Raw genomic sequence first — 15,827 nt, 5'->3', positions numbered from 1 at the left:
GGCTACTACGGGTTTAGACCGCTTCCTGAAAATCCATCTCCGGCGGCTGGCGACGGAAACCGCCAGTCAGCACCGCCAGGTACACCACGCCAATCGCCAGCCAGCTCAGGCCCAGGTACACCGCCAGGTGATCGAGGCTGACCATCAGCCACAAGTCCGCCGCCAGGCCGATGAACGGGAACAGCAGGAACAGCACGAACTCGCGCGGGCCTTTCTTCTCGCCACCGATCCAGTAGTGAAAGATCACCGACAGGTTGACCAGGCTGAACGCCAGGAACGCGCCGAAGTTGATGAACGAGGTCGAGGTGGTGACGTCGAGTTTCAATGCCAGCAAGGCGACCACCGCGCACAGCAGGATGCTGTTGATCGGTGTGCCAAAACGCTCGTGCAGGGTGCCGAAAAACGATTTCGGCAGCACACCGTCACGGCCCATGGCATACAGCAGTCGCGAGCCGCTGGCCTGCGCCGACAGGCCCGAAGCGAACTGACCGACGATCAGGCCGATCAGGAAGATCGAGACGAACAGGTCGCCACCGACATTGCGCGCAATTTCATAGGCCGCCGAGTCGACGTTGTCGAACTGGAACGACGGATGGGCGATCTGCACGAAGTACGACACGCCAACGAAAATCAGCCCGCCGATCAAGGTGATCAACATGATTGCGCGGGGGATGGTGCGACGTGGGTCGCGGGTTTCTTCGGTCAGGGTACTGACTGCGTCGAAGCCGAGGAACGAGTAACAGGCGATGGCCGCGCCACTCATGATCAACGGCATCTGCATGTCACCGTTGAAGAACGGCTTGATCGACCACAACGGCGTGCTCGCATCGCCGCCGACGTAGTGCACACACAGGGCGACGAAGGCAATCAGCACGAGGAACTGCACCAGCATCAACAGGGCATTGATGCCATTGGCCAGTTTCAGGCCGACGATGTTGATCGCGCTGGTAATGCCGATGAACGCCAGCACCCACAGCCACTGCGGCACAGCCGGGAACGCGGAGTTGAGGTAGGCCGCGCCGATCAGCCAGATCGCCATGGGCAGGAACAGGTAATCGAGCAGCACCGCCCAACCGGCGATAAAGCCGAGCTTGGGGCTGATGGCCTTGCGTACATAGCTGTAGGCTGAGCCGGCCACGGGGAAAGCCGAGGCCATTCGGCCATAACTCATGGCGGTGAAGAACATCGCCACCAGCGCCGCGAGGTACGCAGCTGGCACCATGCCAGCGGTGGATTGGGCAAGGATGCCAAAGGTGCCGAGGACAATGATCGGCGTCATGTAGGCAATGCCAAACAGCACCACCGACCCCAATGACAGGGTGCGTTGCAAACGAGCCATGAGCGACTACTCCGGATTTTATTGGATTTATGGCAGAGCCGAGTTCGGCGCAGGATTTTCGGGTGTTGCGTTGTTGTTTTTGGGTCAAACAGTTGTGTTGTCTGTCAGGGCCTCATCGTCGGAACGCCGCCCGGACCAAGCTCGCTCCCACAGGGTTCTCTTGTGGATTCAACGTTTGTGAGCAACACAATCCATTGTGGGAGCTGGCTTGCCAGCGATGGCGCCAGCCCGCTTGATGAAAAATCCGGTTCAGCGCGCAGGAATCAGTAACTCGCGCAATCCACTGGCATGCTCAACCACCTCTCCCGGCAGCTTCAGCCGCTGATCATCGAGATAGCGATAATTCTGACGCGCCGCCGTCAACTGGTGCAGATCCAGCTCGACCGCGAAGGTCCCTTCCTCACGCCCGGCCTCAAACAACAGCGTGCCCAGCGGATCGACCAGCGCGCTGCCACCGGCAAAAAGCAAATTGTCGTCGCCGGTTTCCACGCGATTGACCATCAGCGCAAAGGCCTGGTTTTCCTGGGCGCGGGCCATGATCGCGGTGCGGTGGGTCGGGCCGTAGGGGTCCATGTTGCCGTTGGTGACGATCAGCAGCTCGGCACCCAGTTGCGCCAGCGCGCGAGCGGACTCCGGGAATTCGATGTCGTAGCAGATCAACAGGCCCACGCGTACACCGTTCCACAGGCAGGTGGCATAACGGTCGCCCGCCTCGAACACACCGCGATCCGAGGCCCAGAGATGAGTCTTGCGGTACTTCAACGCGATACCTTCCGGGGTGATCAGCAGCGTGGTGTTGTAGAAGCGCCCGTTGTCGTTCTCGGCCATGCCGATGGCGACGGCGACATTGCGTTCACGGGCTGCAGCGACGACTGCGCTGACCGACGGGCCGTCCAGCGGTTCGGCGACCTCGGCCACGGAGGCGGCCGAGGGGAAGCCCATCAAATGGCCTTCGGGGAACATGATCAATTGCGTATCGGCGGCGCAGGCAGCAATGGCCGCCAGGGTGCGTTGCAGGTTGTAAGCCGTGTCGTTGTCACGGCCCGCCAGTTGGACGAGTTCGACCTTCATGGGTATTCCTTGTTATGCATGCCGGGCGGAGGAAAGATTGCCCGGTCGGTGTCTGTGCGCCAGTATGCGCAGCAAGCAACCGCGCGGGAAATCACGCCGCTGGGGTAACACGATAGGGGTAGATGCATGACACTCTCGTTGGACGACATCGCCTGGCACCGTTCGGTGGGGCAACTGATCGACGCCCTGGACAAGCCCAATTTCTGGACCCAACTGGTGCGTTTGCTGGATCAATACGTGAGCTTCGACAGCTGGGTGGCGCTGCTTTTCAGCGCCGATCAGCGCCCGCAGGTGTTCGCCGAATGCCCGGGCGAGGATGGCAGCCCTGACCAGTTGTTTCAGGACTATCTGCGCGGCTTGTACCTGCTCGACCCGTTCTACATCGCCTGCCGCGAACAATCGCGCACCGGACTTTATCGTCTGTCGGAAGTGGCTCCGGAGCACTTCGAGCTGACCGAGTATTACCAGCGCTACTTTCGTCTGAATGTGGTGGCCGATGAAATCCAGTTCAATTGCCAGCTCGAAGGCGACCGCACGCTGTGCCTGTCACTGGGCAGCACCCAGCGCTTCAGCGGTCAGCAGATCGCCTTGCTGTCGCTGATCCAGCCCTGGGTACTCGGCCTGCTGCGCCAGCGCCTACCCTATGAAATCAACGAAGTCGTGGCCCTGGCCCCAGCCCCCCCGCAGGCCGACTGGCGGGTACAACTCGAGGAGTCGGTGCAGCAACTCAAAGGCGCACAGCTGACCGCTCGGGAACTGGATGTCGGTCGATTGATGCTCAGCGGTTGCTCCAGTAAAGAAATCGCCCGTAAGCTGGAAATCTCCGTAGAAACCGTGAAAGTCCATAAGAAACACATGTACAGCAAGCTGGGGATCAAATCCCAGTCCGAGCTGTTTTCGATCTTTTTGCAGGCACAAAATGCCTGAGGTGCTGTTTTGTGGGAGCGAGCTTGCTCGCGAAAGCCATTGCTCATTCAGCATCGATGTCGGCTGAACTGCCGTCATCGCGAGCAAGCTCGCTCCCACAGTGATGCCTGTGTACCGACAACCGAGTCCGAACCCAAGGAAACCGTATGAGCCTGTCACTCCTGAGCCGCTACGCCTTCTTTGCCGTCTGCGTGATCTTCACCCTCGCCAGCCTGCCCTTCCTGCATCACGACTGGCTCTGGCCGATCACTGCCGTCACCGGCGTCCTGAGCCTGATCGGCCTGTTCGACCTGATGCAAACACCCCATGCGGTGCGCCGCAACTACCCGATCCTGGGCAACATCCGCTATCTGGTCGAAGGTATTCGTCCTGAAATCCGCCAGTACCTGCTCGAATCCGACAGCGACGCCCTGCCCTTCTCCCGCGCCCAGCGCTCGCTGGTGTACTCCCGGGCCAAGAATGAATCCGCCGACAAGCCCTTCGGCACGTTGATCGATGTGTATCAGACCGGTTTCGAATTCATCGGCCACTCGATGCGCCCGGCACCGCTCAGCGATCCGAACAGTTTTCGCGTCACGGTCGGCGGCCCGCAGTGCACCCAGCCGTATTCGGCGTCGGTGTTCAACATCTCGGCCATGAGCTTCGGCTCCCTCAGCGCCAATGCCATCCGCGCGCTGAACCAGGGCGCCAAACTCGGCAACTTCGCCCATGACACCGGTGAAGGCAGCATCAGCCCCTATCACCGCGAACACGGTGGTGACCTGACCTGGGAGCTGGGCAGCGGCTATTTCGGCTGCCGCACCTCCGACGGGCGTTTCGACCCCGAGCGTTTTGCCGCACAGGCACAAACCCCGCAGGTGCGAATGATCGAAATCAAGATGAGCCAGGGTGCCAAACCCGGCCACGGCGGCATCCTGCCCAAGCACAAGGTCACCAAGGAAATCGCCGAGACCCGCGGCATCATGATGGGCGAGGATTGCGTCTCGCCGTCGCGGCACAGCGCGTTCTCCACGCCAATCGAAATGATGCATTTCATCCAGCAATTGCGCGAACTGTCCGGTGGTAAACCTGTGGGTTTCAAGTTCTGCCTGGGCCATCCGTGGGAGTTCATGGGCATCGCCAAAGCCATGCTGGAAACCGGCATCCTCCCGGACTTCATCGTGGTCGACGGCAAGGAAGGTGGCACCGGGGCCGCGCCGGTGGAATTCACCGACCACATTGGTGTGCCGATGCGTGAAGGCCTGTTGTTCGTGCACAACACCCTGGTCGGCCTGAACCTGCGGGACAAGATCAAACTCGGTGCCAGCGGCAAGATTGTCAGCGCCTTCGACATCGCCAGCGTGCTGGCCATCGGCGCCGACTGGGCCAACTCGGCCCGTGGCTTCATGTTCGCCATCGGCTGCATTCAGTCGCAGAGCTGCCACACCAACAAATGCCCGACCGGAGTCGCCACCCAGGACGCCCTGCGCCAACGCGCACTGGTCGTCCCGGACAAGGCCCAGCGGGTATTCAACTTCCACCGCAGCACCCTCAAGGCCCTGGCGGAAATGCTCGCCGCCGCCGGGCTGGAGCATCCATCGCAGTTGTCAGCCAAGCACCTGGTGCGGCGCATGTCGGCGACCGAGATCAAGTTGTTCTCGCAACTGCACGTATTCCTCAAACCGGGAGAATTGTTGACCGGCGAAGTGAATGGCGAGTTTTACTCGCGGATGTGGCAGATGGCGCGGGCGGACAGCTTCGAGCCCAATGACATCGCTGCCGCCTGATCCTGACAGCCCCGATCAGATCGCTTCACCAGCGTAGCGATTTGATCGGGGGCGGTTCCTTGATCACGATGAAACCGTAGTCGCCTATCAGGTAGATCCGGTAGAACCGGTTCTCGACCAATGCCGGATACCCCTGATAACCAACATGCGTGGCGTTGCGCCGTTCCCGCTCCGCCACCACATTGGTGATGCCTACCTTGGGCAGATTCTCGGCCAGCATGTAGAAATCGATGTTCAGCAGGTAGTGCAGCACCGGCATCTGCTTGAACGACCCGGCAGCCGCCGGCAGCCAGTGATCGGAATAGGTCACCGACAGGTAAATGCGCTTGGCATCGCGCACCGCGGGGTGACTGTTGATATCCCGTTCCAGGCTATACAGCGCGCTGGTGGCAAAGGTTTTCTGCACGGTCAGTACCCGACCGTAGGCAAATGAAAGCGACAGCATTGCCAACAGCGGCACCAGCAACAGCAACGGCAATCGTTCATGCAGCCGCGCCAGCGCCAGATGGCTCAGATAAAACGACATCACCAGCAGCACGGCGAAACCCATCAAGGTTCTTGCGCCTTCGTTGAAATCGCGAAAGATCAGCGCGGCGCCCGACACCAGCAAGACTGTCAGCGCAATGCCCAGCCCACAGGCCAGACCGAGCAAAATTCTCTGCGCCCCGCTCTCCTCGCGATCAACGATGTTTTTGCCCAATTGAACCGCACCCACCACTGCGCACAACAGCAACCCGGCGAGCACCCAGGCAAATCCGCCATGGAACAGCAGGGCGACCTTCTCCAGCACGCGGTCAATATTGGTGTGGATCTGCATCAACGGTTGTGCTGCCCCATTCAATAACAGGGTCCGCTCCGGCCCCATGAATGGGTAGGCGGTCACGCTGTAAATAAACAGACCCAACACGACCTGCGCCGCTTTCCAGCCAATCAGCATCAGCCATTGCGACCAGGGCAATTTATCGTTGGCAGCCCTGAGCAGTTCCAGGCAGCACAGGCCGAGGAACACATTGATGCTCAGCTGATAAAGGCCCAGGGCCAAGGCGATCAGCAACGACGGCACCAGCCATTGCAGGTTGCGCGAAGGATGTCGGAAGGTGATCGCATAGATGACCGCCACCACGCTCAAAGTCGTCGGCGCGCCGTCGTATTGATAGGACAGGTTTTGCAGGAAGAACGGGTTGTACCAGAGCGGCAGCGCCACCAGACAGCAAGCCAGGCTTGGCTGGCGAAAATAATGGAAGGTCAGGCTGGCCAACGCTGCGGACATGGCCAGGGTGGCAATCAATAACGGCAGCGGATAAATGTCCGGTGCCGCCTGACTGAAGGTCAGCAGCCTGTAGAACAGTTCGGCGAACAATCGTCCCTGTTCCGACCAGGCCATGCCGGCCGAAAGCGCGCGCCAGTTGTCATCGATGTAGGGGTAGTCCGCCAAAATCAGCGGCAGGATATACGCCAGGGTGGCACAGAGAAAAAACAGCCAGGTTTGCCGCCGGCCCATTTCACGGCTGAAAAAATCCCTGAAGCGGCCCATGTCATGCCCTGCCCCGCGCTTTGCCGCCAACGATGTCCTTGATCACGTAACGTGGCCGGTGCTTGGCCTCGATGTAGATGCGCCCGATGTACTCGCCGAGGATGCCGATGCCGATCAGTTGCACGCCACCGAGGAACAGGATCGCCGTCATCAGCGATGGATAACCGGGCACGTTGTTGCCGTTGAAAATCTTGTCCAGCACCATGTACGCCGCGTACAACACGGCGAAAATCGACACGCAGCCACCGACGTAAGTCCACAAGCGCAACGGCACGGTGCTGAACGAGGTCACGCCTTCCAGTGCCAGGTTCCACAGTTTCCAGCCGTTGAACTTGCTGCTGCCCGCCACCCGCCGCGCCCGTTCGTACTCCACGACCACGGTGTTGAACCCGGCCCAGGACAGCACGCCTTTCATGAATAATTGATGCTCGGGCAGCGCACGGATCACATCGACTACCTTGCGATCCATGAGACGAAAATCGCCGACGTTTTCTTCGATCCGCGTGTACGAAATCCGGTTCAACAAGTGATAGAACAAGGACGCGCTATGACGCTTCAGGTAGCCGTCGCTGCGCCGGTTCCGACGCTTGGCCAACACCACGTCCGCCCCCTGGCGCCAACGTTCGACCAGCAGCGGGATCACATTGATCGGGTCCTGCAAGTCGACGTCCATCGGAATCACCGCATCACCGGTGGCGTGTTCCAGACCGGCAAACAACGCCGGCTCCTTGCCGAAGTTGCGGGAGAAATTGATCAGCGTGACCTGATCGTCCGCCTGCGCCAGTAGGGTGGCCTGGATGGCCGTACCGTCCGTGCTGCCGTCGTTGATGAAGAGGATTTCGATATCGGTATCGGCAAGTCTCAACTCACGCCGAACCGCGCGATAGAACAGTTCGATCGCCTGTTCCTCGTTGAACACCGGCACGATGAGCGAGATCTTCATACGCCACGCTCACGGAACACCACATAGCGGGAATACAGGAAGCCAATCACCAGGCTCAGCGCCGAAAACAGCACCACGGTCAGCAGCCCGTGAAGACGCCAAACATCACCCAGATGGCCGACGACCAGACTCAAAGTCCCCATGCCCAGCAGAAACAGCAGATAGCCGCCCACCGACGCCTTGCCGGTGAATGTAAAAAGCGCATTCATGTAGAAGGAAAACGAGGCTGCCACGCAAAATGCGAGCAGGTTACTGAACGCCTGGCGCAGGCCCGCGGCGACGCTCAGCAGAAAAAACACCTGCCAGTGAATGAGTGTGTTGGCGACGCCGATCACCGTGTAGCTGGAAAAGCCTTTCCACACTTTTCTCATGCTGAAGCCCCTGCAGTGGCTGCTGCATTCACCTCAACTATTTGAGCGCGTCAACTGTCAGAAATCACAGGTCAGGTGGCCTTTCGGACCAGCGGTCAGGCCGATTGCGAATAAGCGATGAGACATCCGGAAATGTCACAATTTTGCAATTATCAATGAATCAGGCCACCCTGCGCGCCGCCGAGGGCGAGTACTCCCTTTTCCGTCCTGCGTTTTTTTCAATACCGTTTACGAGCTTGCTGCCATGACATCAACGCGCGATCACCGGATCGACTTTTTCCGGGGTCTGGCCCTGATCTTCATCTTCTGGGATCACGTGCCCCATAACCCGCTGGGTCAAATCACCCTGCGCAACTTTGGCTTCAGCGATGCGGCCGAAGTCTTCGTGTTCCTCGCCGGCTATGCCGCCGTGCTGGCCTACGGCAAGGTCCTGGCGCGGGAAGGCCTGCTGATCGCCGGCCTGAAGATCCTCCGTCGCGCCTGGGTGCTTTATGTAGTGCACATCTTTCTGCTGGCGATGTTGATGGGCATCGTGTTTTTCGCCAACAGCCATGTGGAAACCCGCGACCTGGTCGAAGAAATGGGCATGCACCATTTCATCAGCAACCCGCAACAGGCGCTGATCGATGAGCTGCTGCTGCGCTTCAAACCCAACCTGATGGACCCGCTGCCGCTATACATCGTGTTGCTGGTGGGTTTGCCGCTGGCCCTGCCGATGCTGCTGCGAAAGGCCTGGGTGGTGGTCGCGATATCGTTCGCTCTCTACCTGATGGTGCCGCTGGCGGGCTGGAACCTGGCGGCGATCAAGGACGGCGTCTGGTACTTCAATCCGGTCGCCTGGCAACTGCTGTTCATACTCGGTGGCGCCGCGGCGATTCACAGCCAGCGCCCGCGACTGCCGGACACCCGCCCCTTGTGGCGACAGCCGTTGTTTGTCTGCGCAGCGTTGTACGTGATCGTTGCCGGCGTGCTGACGGTCCTGTGGCGCTGGCCCGAGATTCACGACGCCATCCTGCCGAGCGTCCTGAGCAACCTGCTCTACCCGATCAGCAAGACCAATCTCTCGCCCGTGCGCCTGGCACATTTCCTGGCCCTGGCTTATGTCACGGCAAAACTGGTACCCGACGGTGAATGGACGCAGAACTGGCTGGCACAGCAAAGCTGCCGCATGGGCCGTTTCTCGCTGGAGATATTTTGCCTTGGGGTATTGCTCGCGCCGCTGGCGGACATGGTCAATGCCATGACCGATGATGCGGTTGCCATGCAGATCTTTACCGCCCTGGTGGGCGCCGGGTTGATGGCGTCGCTGGCGGCATGGCTGGAGTACTACAAACGCTTGACTCAGCCCAAGCCGGTAGCGGTCACCTGAGATCAAGCAGAAAGCAAAGTGCGTAAAAAAATGCCCCGGTCAATTGACCGGGGCATTTTCATTTCAACGGTGATGCCTTACGAAACCGAACGCACCGCACCTTGCACGGCATTCTTCGGTTGCAGCTTGAACACGTAGAACAGCACGGTCAGCAACAACAGAAACACCGGCCCGACATACAGCGCCACGCGGGTGTCCGGGAAATACGCCATCAGGCCGACCACCAGCACCAGGAACGCCAGGGCCAGGTAGGAACTGATCGGGTACAGCCACATGCGGTACTTCAACGCTGCGCGCTCGCTGACACTCAGGCCCTGGCGGAATTTCAGCTGGGCCAGCAGGATCATCACCCAGGTCCAGATCGCGCCGAAGGTGGCAATCGAGGTCACCCAGACGAAGACTTTCTCGGGCACCAGGTAGTTGAGCAATACACCCAACAACAGCGCGCCCATCGACAACAGCAAGGCGCGACGTGGCACGCCGTTGCTCGACGTCTTGGCGAAACCGGCCGGTGCCTGGCCATTTTGCGCCAGGCTGTAGAGCATGCGCCCGGTGCTGAAAATACCACCGTTGCACGAGGACAGCGCCGCGGTGATCACCACGAAGTTGATGATGCCGGCCGCGGTCTTGATGCCCAGACGCTCGAAGGTCATCACGAACGGGCTGCCCTGAGTGCCGATTTCATTCCACGGATAAATCGACAGGATCACGAACAAGGCACCGACGTAGAACAGCAGGATTCGCCAGAACACCGAGCCGATGGCATCAGGAATGGTCTTCTGCGGGTTCTTCGCTTCACCGGCAGTCAGGCCGATCATCTCGACGCCGAGGTAGGCGAACATGACCATTTGCAGGGACATCAACACGCCCTGCATACCGTTGGGCATGAAGCCGCCATGGGTCCACAGGTTGGAAATGCCCAAAGCGACACCGTCGTTGCCGAAGCCAAAAGCGATGATGCCGATGCCACCGAGCACCATGGCAATGATGGTGACGATCTTGATCAGCGCGAACCAGAATTCGAATTCACCGAAGGCCTTGACCGCGATCAGGTTGATCGTGCCCATGCTGACCAGCGCCCCCAGGGCCCAGATCCAGCGCGGTACATCGGGGAACCAGATGCCCATGTACACGGCCACGGCGGTGATTTCCGCGACGCAGGTCACCAGCCACAGGAACCAGTAGTTCCAGCCGGTCAGGAAGCCCGCCAGCGGGCCAAGATAATCCTGGGCGTAACGGCTGAACGAGCCGGCCACCGGGTTGTGCACGGCCATTTCGCCGAGGGCGCGCATGATCACCAGAATCGCCAGGCCGCCGATGATGTAGGACAGCATGATGGCCGGACCGGCCATTTCAATGGCTTTGGCCGAGCCGAGGAACAAACCGACGCCGATGCAGGCACCGAGGGCCATCAGGCGAATGTGTCGTTCGCCAAGTTCACGTTTGAGCGGGCCGCCCTGAGCGGATTCGCCATGGGGCAAGTGATTGCCTGCGGACATGGGGGTACAACCTCGTCTTGTTATTGGATATGACCACCGAGTGTGAAGCGCCGGCTGGTAAACCGTGGCTCCCGATAACCGGACCTGCTTCGTGGGCAGAACCGTCTTGCAGGACGAAACCTGTGGGATCAGTGGGGTGTGCAGTATAAAAAGCGGACGCCAGAGAATTTCACTCTAAAAACCACGAAAATCAGGCTTACATCTCGGTAGAACCGGTTAATACGGAGACGGATTGTCTGGATTTTGTAGGAATTTTCGTCGGGGGCGAGTATTGCACGGTATTGGTGCAGCGTCATTCACGGCCAAGGTCGAACTACCTGTGGCGAGGGAGCTGGCTGTGAAAAGGAGGAGATTTTGTGGCGAGGGAGCTTACTCCCGTTGGGTCGCGTAGCGGCCCTAAGTGCCGCCATCGTGATTTACCTGAATAACCGGGTAGCATGGTTTTGCGACTGCTTCGCAGCCGAGCGGGAGCAAGCTCCCTCGCCACAGAAATCTCCCCCCATCCACACCAAACTGACTTCCGCACCAAGCCCCTTCACTACAAAACAGCAACAGTCACAAAACTATCCATATTCCTTAATGGATCCAGGACTTTTCACGCAGAAGTTGCATTTACGTGTAGGCAGGCCATTGGCTAGGGTCAGAAAGGAATAACTCGAAAAGGAAGCAAGGAATGCGTCCAAATCCCAACTCCCACCTGTTACGCCATGGACGCTACTCGGAAACCGGTCGCGCCTACCTCCTCACGGCGGTCGTTCATCACAGACACCCCATCTTCAATGACTGGATGCTCGGGCGTTTGCTGGTTGCCGAGTTGAAGCGAGCTCACGAGCTGCGCTGGGTCAATTCGATTGCCTGGGTGATCATGCCTGACCACTTTCATTGGCTGGTTCAACTGGAACAGTGCAACTTGGGCCAACTCATGCAATCCACCAAATCGCGCAGCACGTTAACCATCAATCGAAAGCTCAAGCGTAAAGGCGCGTTTTGGCAATCGGGTTATCACGACCGGGCTATCCGCGATGGCGAGGAACTATTGCCTTTCGCCAGGTACATCGTTGCCAATCCGTTAAGGGCCGCCCTTGTAGAGAAAGTAGGTGATTACCCGCTTTGGGATGCCTGTTGGCTCTGAAATGCATGACTAAACAATGAAATGAGCTCCCTGTGGCGAGGGAGCTTGCTCCCGTTGGGCCACGAAGCGGCCCTGAATCCTGCAACGGTGAATATCTGAATGAACCGGTCGCATGTATCTGCGACTGCTTCGCAGCCGAACGGGAGCAAGCTCCCTCGCCACAAAAATCTCCTAGTCCATAACAAACTGTCCTTCCACTGAAATCCCCTCAGTCCCTAACAAACTGCCCTGCCACTGAAATCCCCTCAGTCCCTAACAAACTGTCCTTCCACTGAAATCCCCTCAGTCCCTAACAAACTGCCCTGCCACTGAAATCCCCTCAGTCCCTAACAAACTGTCCTGCCACTGAAATCCCCTCAGTCCCAAACAAACTGTCCTTCCACTGAAATCCCCTCAGTCTGCTACTGGTGCAGCGTCATTCACGGCCAAGGCCGAATCTCCTGTGGCGAGGGAGCTTGCTCCCGTTGGGTCGCGGAGCGGCCCTGAATCCTGCAACCCTGAATGTTCTGATTCAACCGATTACATGATTTTGCGATCAATTCGCAGCCAAACGGATCGGCGCAGCAATCGATGATTGGATGTTCACAATTTTTTCACCCCCGCCAACCACCGTCTAAGCTTCAGTCAAGTCCGATCAATCTGCGTGAATGGATCAATCGACTATGGGCGCTTTGTGGCAAACCGATTCGAGTAAAACCGTGGTTCCGACTGAACGTGTGGATGAAGCGCCTGTCCCTCCTGAAAAACCCCGTCGCTCCCGGCACGGTTGGGGTGCGTTCTGGCTGTTGTTGCTGATTATTGTGATTGGCGTCGGGCTCGCGGCCATGCGCGAGATGCGCACCTCGAAGTTCCAGGCCCGGGAAATCAGCAAATATGCCGCGTCCTTGAGCTATGAACTCAAACCCGGACCCAGTGATGCCATTCGTTATCCGGGCGATGGGCCTTTCGATCGACGCCTGGGCTATAGCTCGCTAGACGAGTTTCTGCCGCGCCTGCTCAAGCGCGATTTCGTCGTCGAAGCGCAAACCCGGTTTTCCCCGGCACTGATCAAGTACAGCGACAAAGGCCTGTTCGTGCCCTACGCGGAAAAAATCCAGGCTGGCCTGTCGATCACCGACTGCCGGGCGAACCCGTTGTACCAGTACAACTACCCGCAACAGCTTTACTCAAGCTTTGCCTCGATTCCGCCCGTGGTGGTCAACAGCTTGTTGTTCATCGAGAACCGCTTCCTGCTCGACCCCAAGCAACCCCTGGCCAACCCGGCGGTGGACTGGCCGCGATTCGGCATGGCCGCCTGGTCGCAGGTGGCCAAGATGCTCCACGTGCCGGGTCAGTCGGCGGGTGGCAGTACCCTGGCCACGCAGCTGGAAAAATACCGCCACTCGCCCGATGGCCTGACGGTCAACGGCGCCGAGAAGATTCGCCAGATGATTTCCGCCACCGTGCGTGCCTATCAGGCCGGGCCGCAAACCCTTGAAGCCCGGCAGAACATCATTCGCGACTACCTCAACAGCGTGCCGCTGTCGGCCGTGCCCGGTCATGGCGAGGTGCATGGCATGGCCGAGGGTTTGCGTGTGTGGTACGGGTCGGATTTCAACCAGGCCAACGAGGCCTTGAACAGCCCGGCGACGGATGCAAAGACCATGGCCGACAAGGGCCTGGCCCTACGTGAAATGCTTTCGTTGATGATCGCCCAGCGCCGCCCTTCCCACTACCTGACCAAGGGCCGCGATGAACTGGCCGACCTGACCGACAGCCACATTCGCCTGCTCGCGCAGAACAACGTAATCGACCCGGCCTTTGCCGCTGCCGCGTTGGCGAGCAAAGTGACCTACCGCGACTGGGCCACGGCACCGACCATCCAGCCGATTGAAACCAACAAGGGCATCAGTGTCGCCCGCAGTCGTCTGGCTGGCATGCTCAATCGGCCGTTGTACGATCTCGACCGGCTCGACCTGTCGGCCACCAGCACCTTGCAGGGCGACCTGCAAACCCAGGCCACCACCTACCTCAAGGAATTGGCCGACCCGGCCGTCGCCTCGAAACTGGGGCTGATCGGCGAGCGCCTGCTGACGCCCACCAGTACCACGCAAGTGCGCTACAGCTTCACCCTGTTCGAACTCACCGCCGACGGCTCGCGAGTGCGGGTGCAGACCGATAGCACCGACCAGCCGTTCGACATCAACGAAGGCAGCAAACTGGAACTGGGTTCCACCGCAAAAATGCGCGTGCTGACCACGTACCTGCAAATCATCGCCGAGCTGCATGACAAGTACGGCGCGATGACCGTCCCGGAATTGAAGAAAGTCCAGGTACCGGAGCAGGATCGCCTGAGCCGCTGGGTGGTCGATTACCTGATCGAAAACAAGGACCACGACCTGCAGAAAATGCTTGGTGCGGCCCTGGATCGCAAATACTCCGCCAGCCCCGGCGAGGCGTTTTTCACCGGTGGCGGCCTGCACGTGTTCCACAACTTCCGCAAGGAAGACAACGGCCGCATCCCCACCCTGCGCGATGCCCTTCGTGAGTCGATCAACCTGCCGTTCATTCGCCTGATGCGTGATCTGGTGCGCTACACCACCTATTCCGGGCCGAACAACAGTGCCGAACTGCTCGGCGACGATCGTGACCCGCGGCGTCAGGAATACCTGGCCGATTTCGCCGACCGCGAAGGCACCTCGTTCCTGCTCAAGTTCTGGAAAAAATACCGCAACAAGGACACCCAGGACCGCCTCGACACTTTCCTCGACAGCATGCGCCCGACACCGATCCGTCTGGCCGCCGTGCATCGCTACCTGCTGCCCCAGGCCAGCCAGGAAAGCTTCAACAACTTCTTGCGCTCGCACCTCAAAGGCATCAAGCCCAGTGACAAAGAGCTGGCGAAAGGCAACGACAAGCTCACCGATGATCGCCTGATACGTCTGTATGAAGCCTACGGTCCCGGTGCCTACGATTTGCCGGACCAGGGTTTCATCGCCAAGGTTCACCCGCTGGACCTGTGGCTGATGGGCTATCTGCTCAATCACCCGGACGCCAAGTGGAGCGACGTCGTCAAGGCCAGCCAGTTCGAGCGCCAGGAGGTCTACAGCTGGCTGTTCAAGAGCAAACACAAGGGCGCCCGCGACAGTCGCATCCGCACCATGCTGGAGATAGAGGCCTTCCTCGAGATTCACCAACGCTGGCAGAAAGTCGGCTATCCGTTTGACCACCTGGTGCCCTCGCTGGCCACCGCCATCGGCAGCTCCGGTGACCGCCCTGCCGCGTTGGCCGAGCTGATCGGCACCATTCTCAACGACGGTGTGCGCATGCCGACCTTGCGCATCGACAGCCTGCATTTTGCCGCCGGCACACCGTATGAAACCAAGATGATCAACGACCCGGATGTCGGCAAACGGGTGATGCCGTCCGAAGTGGCCACGGCCATGCGTGAAGCCCTGTCGCAAGTGGTGGATGCCGGTACGGCGAAGCGGGTGGCCGGCAGTTTCAAACTGCCGGATGGCAGCCCACTGGCGATGGGCGGCAAGACTGGCACGGGGGATAACCGCATCGAAGCGATCGGTTCCGGTGGACGGATCCTGAGCTCCAAATCCCTCAACCGCACGGCCACCTTCGTGTTCTACATCGGCGACCACCACTTCGGCACACTGACGGCATTCGTACCGGGGCGCTCGGCCGAAAGCTTCACCTTCACCTCGGCGCTGCCGGTGCAGGTGCTCAAGGGCATGGCACCGATTCTGACGCCGTTCCTGCAGCCGGGGACGCACACGATGTGCCAGGCGCCACAGGTCGCGGCGATGCGATAGCAGCCGACACGGTGGCTTTTCATCGACGTAATCGCTTCAACCAGACACACCGCCATCGTCGGAACGCCGTCCG

11 protein-coding genes are annotated in these 15,827 nt (G+C 59.6%); 5 read left to right on the top strand and 6 right to left on the bottom strand.

Annotation, left to right across the window (positions count from 1 at the left end; translation table 11 throughout):
• Positions 1 to 13: 13 nt before the first annotated feature.
• Positions 14 to 1,339, bottom strand: a complete 1,326-nt coding sequence (locus EIY72_RS24885) for an APC family permease (protein ID WP_093214583.1) — start codon at positions 1,337 to 1,339, stop codon at positions 14 to 16.
• Between the two features lie 249 nt (positions 1,340 to 1,588).
• Positions 1,589 to 2,410: a carbon-nitrogen hydrolase family protein gene (locus EIY72_RS24880; protein WP_093214579.1), complete on the bottom strand. Its 822-nt coding sequence runs from the start codon at positions 2,408 to 2,410 to the stop codon at positions 1,589 to 1,591.
• 126 nt (positions 2,411 to 2,536) lie between these two features.
• Here EIY72_RS24880 and EIY72_RS24875 point away from each other — a divergent pair, with 126 nt between their 5' ends.
• Positions 2,537 to 3,337, top strand: a complete 801-nt coding sequence (locus EIY72_RS24875) for a helix-turn-helix transcriptional regulator (protein WP_093214575.1) — start codon at positions 2,537 to 2,539, stop codon at positions 3,335 to 3,337.
• A gap of 146 nt (positions 3,338 to 3,483) precedes the next feature.
• A complete protein-coding gene (locus EIY72_RS24870) occupies positions 3,484 to 5,103 on the top strand; it encodes an FMN-binding glutamate synthase family protein (protein WP_093214571.1) in 1,620 nt (539 codons plus the stop codon).
• 25 nt (positions 5,104 to 5,128) lie between these two features.
• Here EIY72_RS24870 and EIY72_RS24865 read toward each other — a convergent pair whose 3' ends face one another.
• Genes EIY72_RS24865 through EIY72_RS24855 form a run of 3 tightly spaced genes read right to left on the bottom strand, consistent with a single transcriptional unit; the run spans position 5,129 to position 7,951 of the window.
• Entirely contained in the window at positions 5,129 to 6,637 is a 1,509-nt protein-coding gene (locus EIY72_RS24865) for a glucosyltransferase domain-containing protein (protein WP_093214567.1), read from the bottom strand.
• Position 6,638: 1 nt separating this feature from the next.
• Positions 6,639 to 7,580, bottom strand: coding sequence for a glycosyltransferase family 2 protein (locus tag EIY72_RS24860; RefSeq protein WP_093214563.1), 942 nt, complete (start codon positions 7,578 to 7,580; stop codon positions 6,639 to 6,641).
• Entirely contained in the window at positions 7,577 to 7,951 is a 375-nt protein-coding gene (locus EIY72_RS24855) for a GtrA family protein (RefSeq protein WP_093214559.1), read from the bottom strand. The genes EIY72_RS24860 and EIY72_RS24855 overlap by 4 nt, the downstream gene beginning before the upstream one ends.
• A 244-nt stretch (positions 7,952 to 8,195) precedes the next feature.
• On the opposite strand from EIY72_RS24855, the gene EIY72_RS24850 reads away from it, so the two are divergent.
• The gene (locus tag EIY72_RS24850) at positions 8,196 to 9,320 is read left to right on the top strand and encodes an OpgC family protein (protein ID WP_093214556.1); all 1,125 of its coding nucleotides are present in this window, start codon (positions 8,196 to 8,198) and stop codon (positions 9,318 to 9,320) included.
• A gap of 77 nt (positions 9,321 to 9,397) precedes the next feature.
• Here the strand turns inward: EIY72_RS24850 and EIY72_RS24845 are convergent, their stop codons facing one another.
• A complete protein-coding gene (locus EIY72_RS24845; protein ID WP_093214553.1) occupies positions 9,398 to 10,819 on the bottom strand; it encodes an amino acid permease in 1,422 nt (473 codons plus the stop codon).
• Positions 10,820 to 11,492: 673 nt separating this feature from the next.
• On the opposite strand from EIY72_RS24845, the gene EIY72_RS24840 reads away from it, so the two are divergent.
• On the top strand, positions 11,493 to 11,951 hold the full coding sequence (locus EIY72_RS24840) for an REP-associated tyrosine transposase (protein ID WP_093214550.1): 459 nt from the start codon (positions 11,493 to 11,495) through the stop codon (positions 11,949 to 11,951).
• A gap of 662 nt (positions 11,952 to 12,613) precedes the next feature.
• Complete coding sequence (locus EIY72_RS24830) at positions 12,614 to 15,754, top strand: transglycosylase domain-containing protein (RefSeq protein WP_093214546.1); 3,141 nt, start codon at positions 12,614 to 12,616, stop codon at positions 15,752 to 15,754.
• The last annotated feature ends 73 nt before the right edge of the window (positions 15,755 to 15,827 follow it).

The organism is Pseudomonas vancouverensis (assembly GCF_004348895.1).
In the GTDB taxonomy this organism is placed as follows: Bacteria; Pseudomonadota; Gammaproteobacteria; order Pseudomonadales; family Pseudomonadaceae; genus Aquipseudomonas; species Aquipseudomonas vancouverensis.
The sequence above is the reverse complement of the archived record's forward strand: the minus strand, read 5'-3'. Positions and strand labels throughout refer to the sequence as shown.

What these genes read in the sequence shown, in the direction of transcription:
- EIY72_RS24860 (WP_093214563.1), bottom strand. Translation starts at nt 7,580, where the DNA reads ATGAAGATCTCGCTCATCGTGCCGGTGTTCAACGAGGAACAGGCGATC.
- EIY72_RS24845 (WP_093214553.1), bottom strand. Translation starts at nt 10,819, where the DNA reads ATGTCCGCAGGCAATCACTTGCCCCATGGCGAATCCGCTCAGGGCGGC.
- EIY72_RS24850 (WP_093214556.1), top strand. Translation starts at nt 8,196, where the DNA reads ATGACATCAACGCGCGATCACCGGATCGACTTTTTCCGGGGTCTGGCC.
- EIY72_RS24880 (WP_093214579.1), bottom strand. Translation starts at nt 2,410, where the DNA reads ATGAAGGTCGAACTCGTCCAACTGGCGGGCCGTGACAACGACACGGCT.
- EIY72_RS24870 (WP_093214571.1), top strand. Translation starts at nt 3,484, where the DNA reads ATGAGCCTGTCACTCCTGAGCCGCTACGCCTTCTTTGCCGTCTGCGTG.
- EIY72_RS24840 (WP_093214550.1), top strand. Translation starts at nt 11,493, where the DNA reads ATGCGTCCAAATCCCAACTCCCACCTGTTACGCCATGGACGCTACTCG.
- EIY72_RS24875 (WP_093214575.1), top strand. Translation starts at nt 2,537, where the DNA reads ATGACACTCTCGTTGGACGACATCGCCTGGCACCGTTCGGTGGGGCAA.
- EIY72_RS24855 (WP_093214559.1), bottom strand. Translation starts at nt 7,951, where the DNA reads ATGAGAAAAGTGTGGAAAGGCTTTTCCAGCTACACGGTGATCGGCGTC.
- EIY72_RS24865 (WP_093214567.1), bottom strand. Translation starts at nt 6,637, where the DNA reads ATGGGCCGCTTCAGGGATTTTTTCAGCCGTGAAATGGGCCGGCGGCAA.
- EIY72_RS24830 (WP_093214546.1), top strand. Translation starts at nt 12,614, where the DNA reads ATGGGCGCTTTGTGGCAAACCGATTCGAGTAAAACCGTGGTTCCGACT.
- EIY72_RS24885 (WP_093214583.1), bottom strand. Translation starts at nt 1,339, where the DNA reads ATGGCTCGTTTGCAACGCACCCTGTCATTGGGGTCGGTGGTGCTGTTT.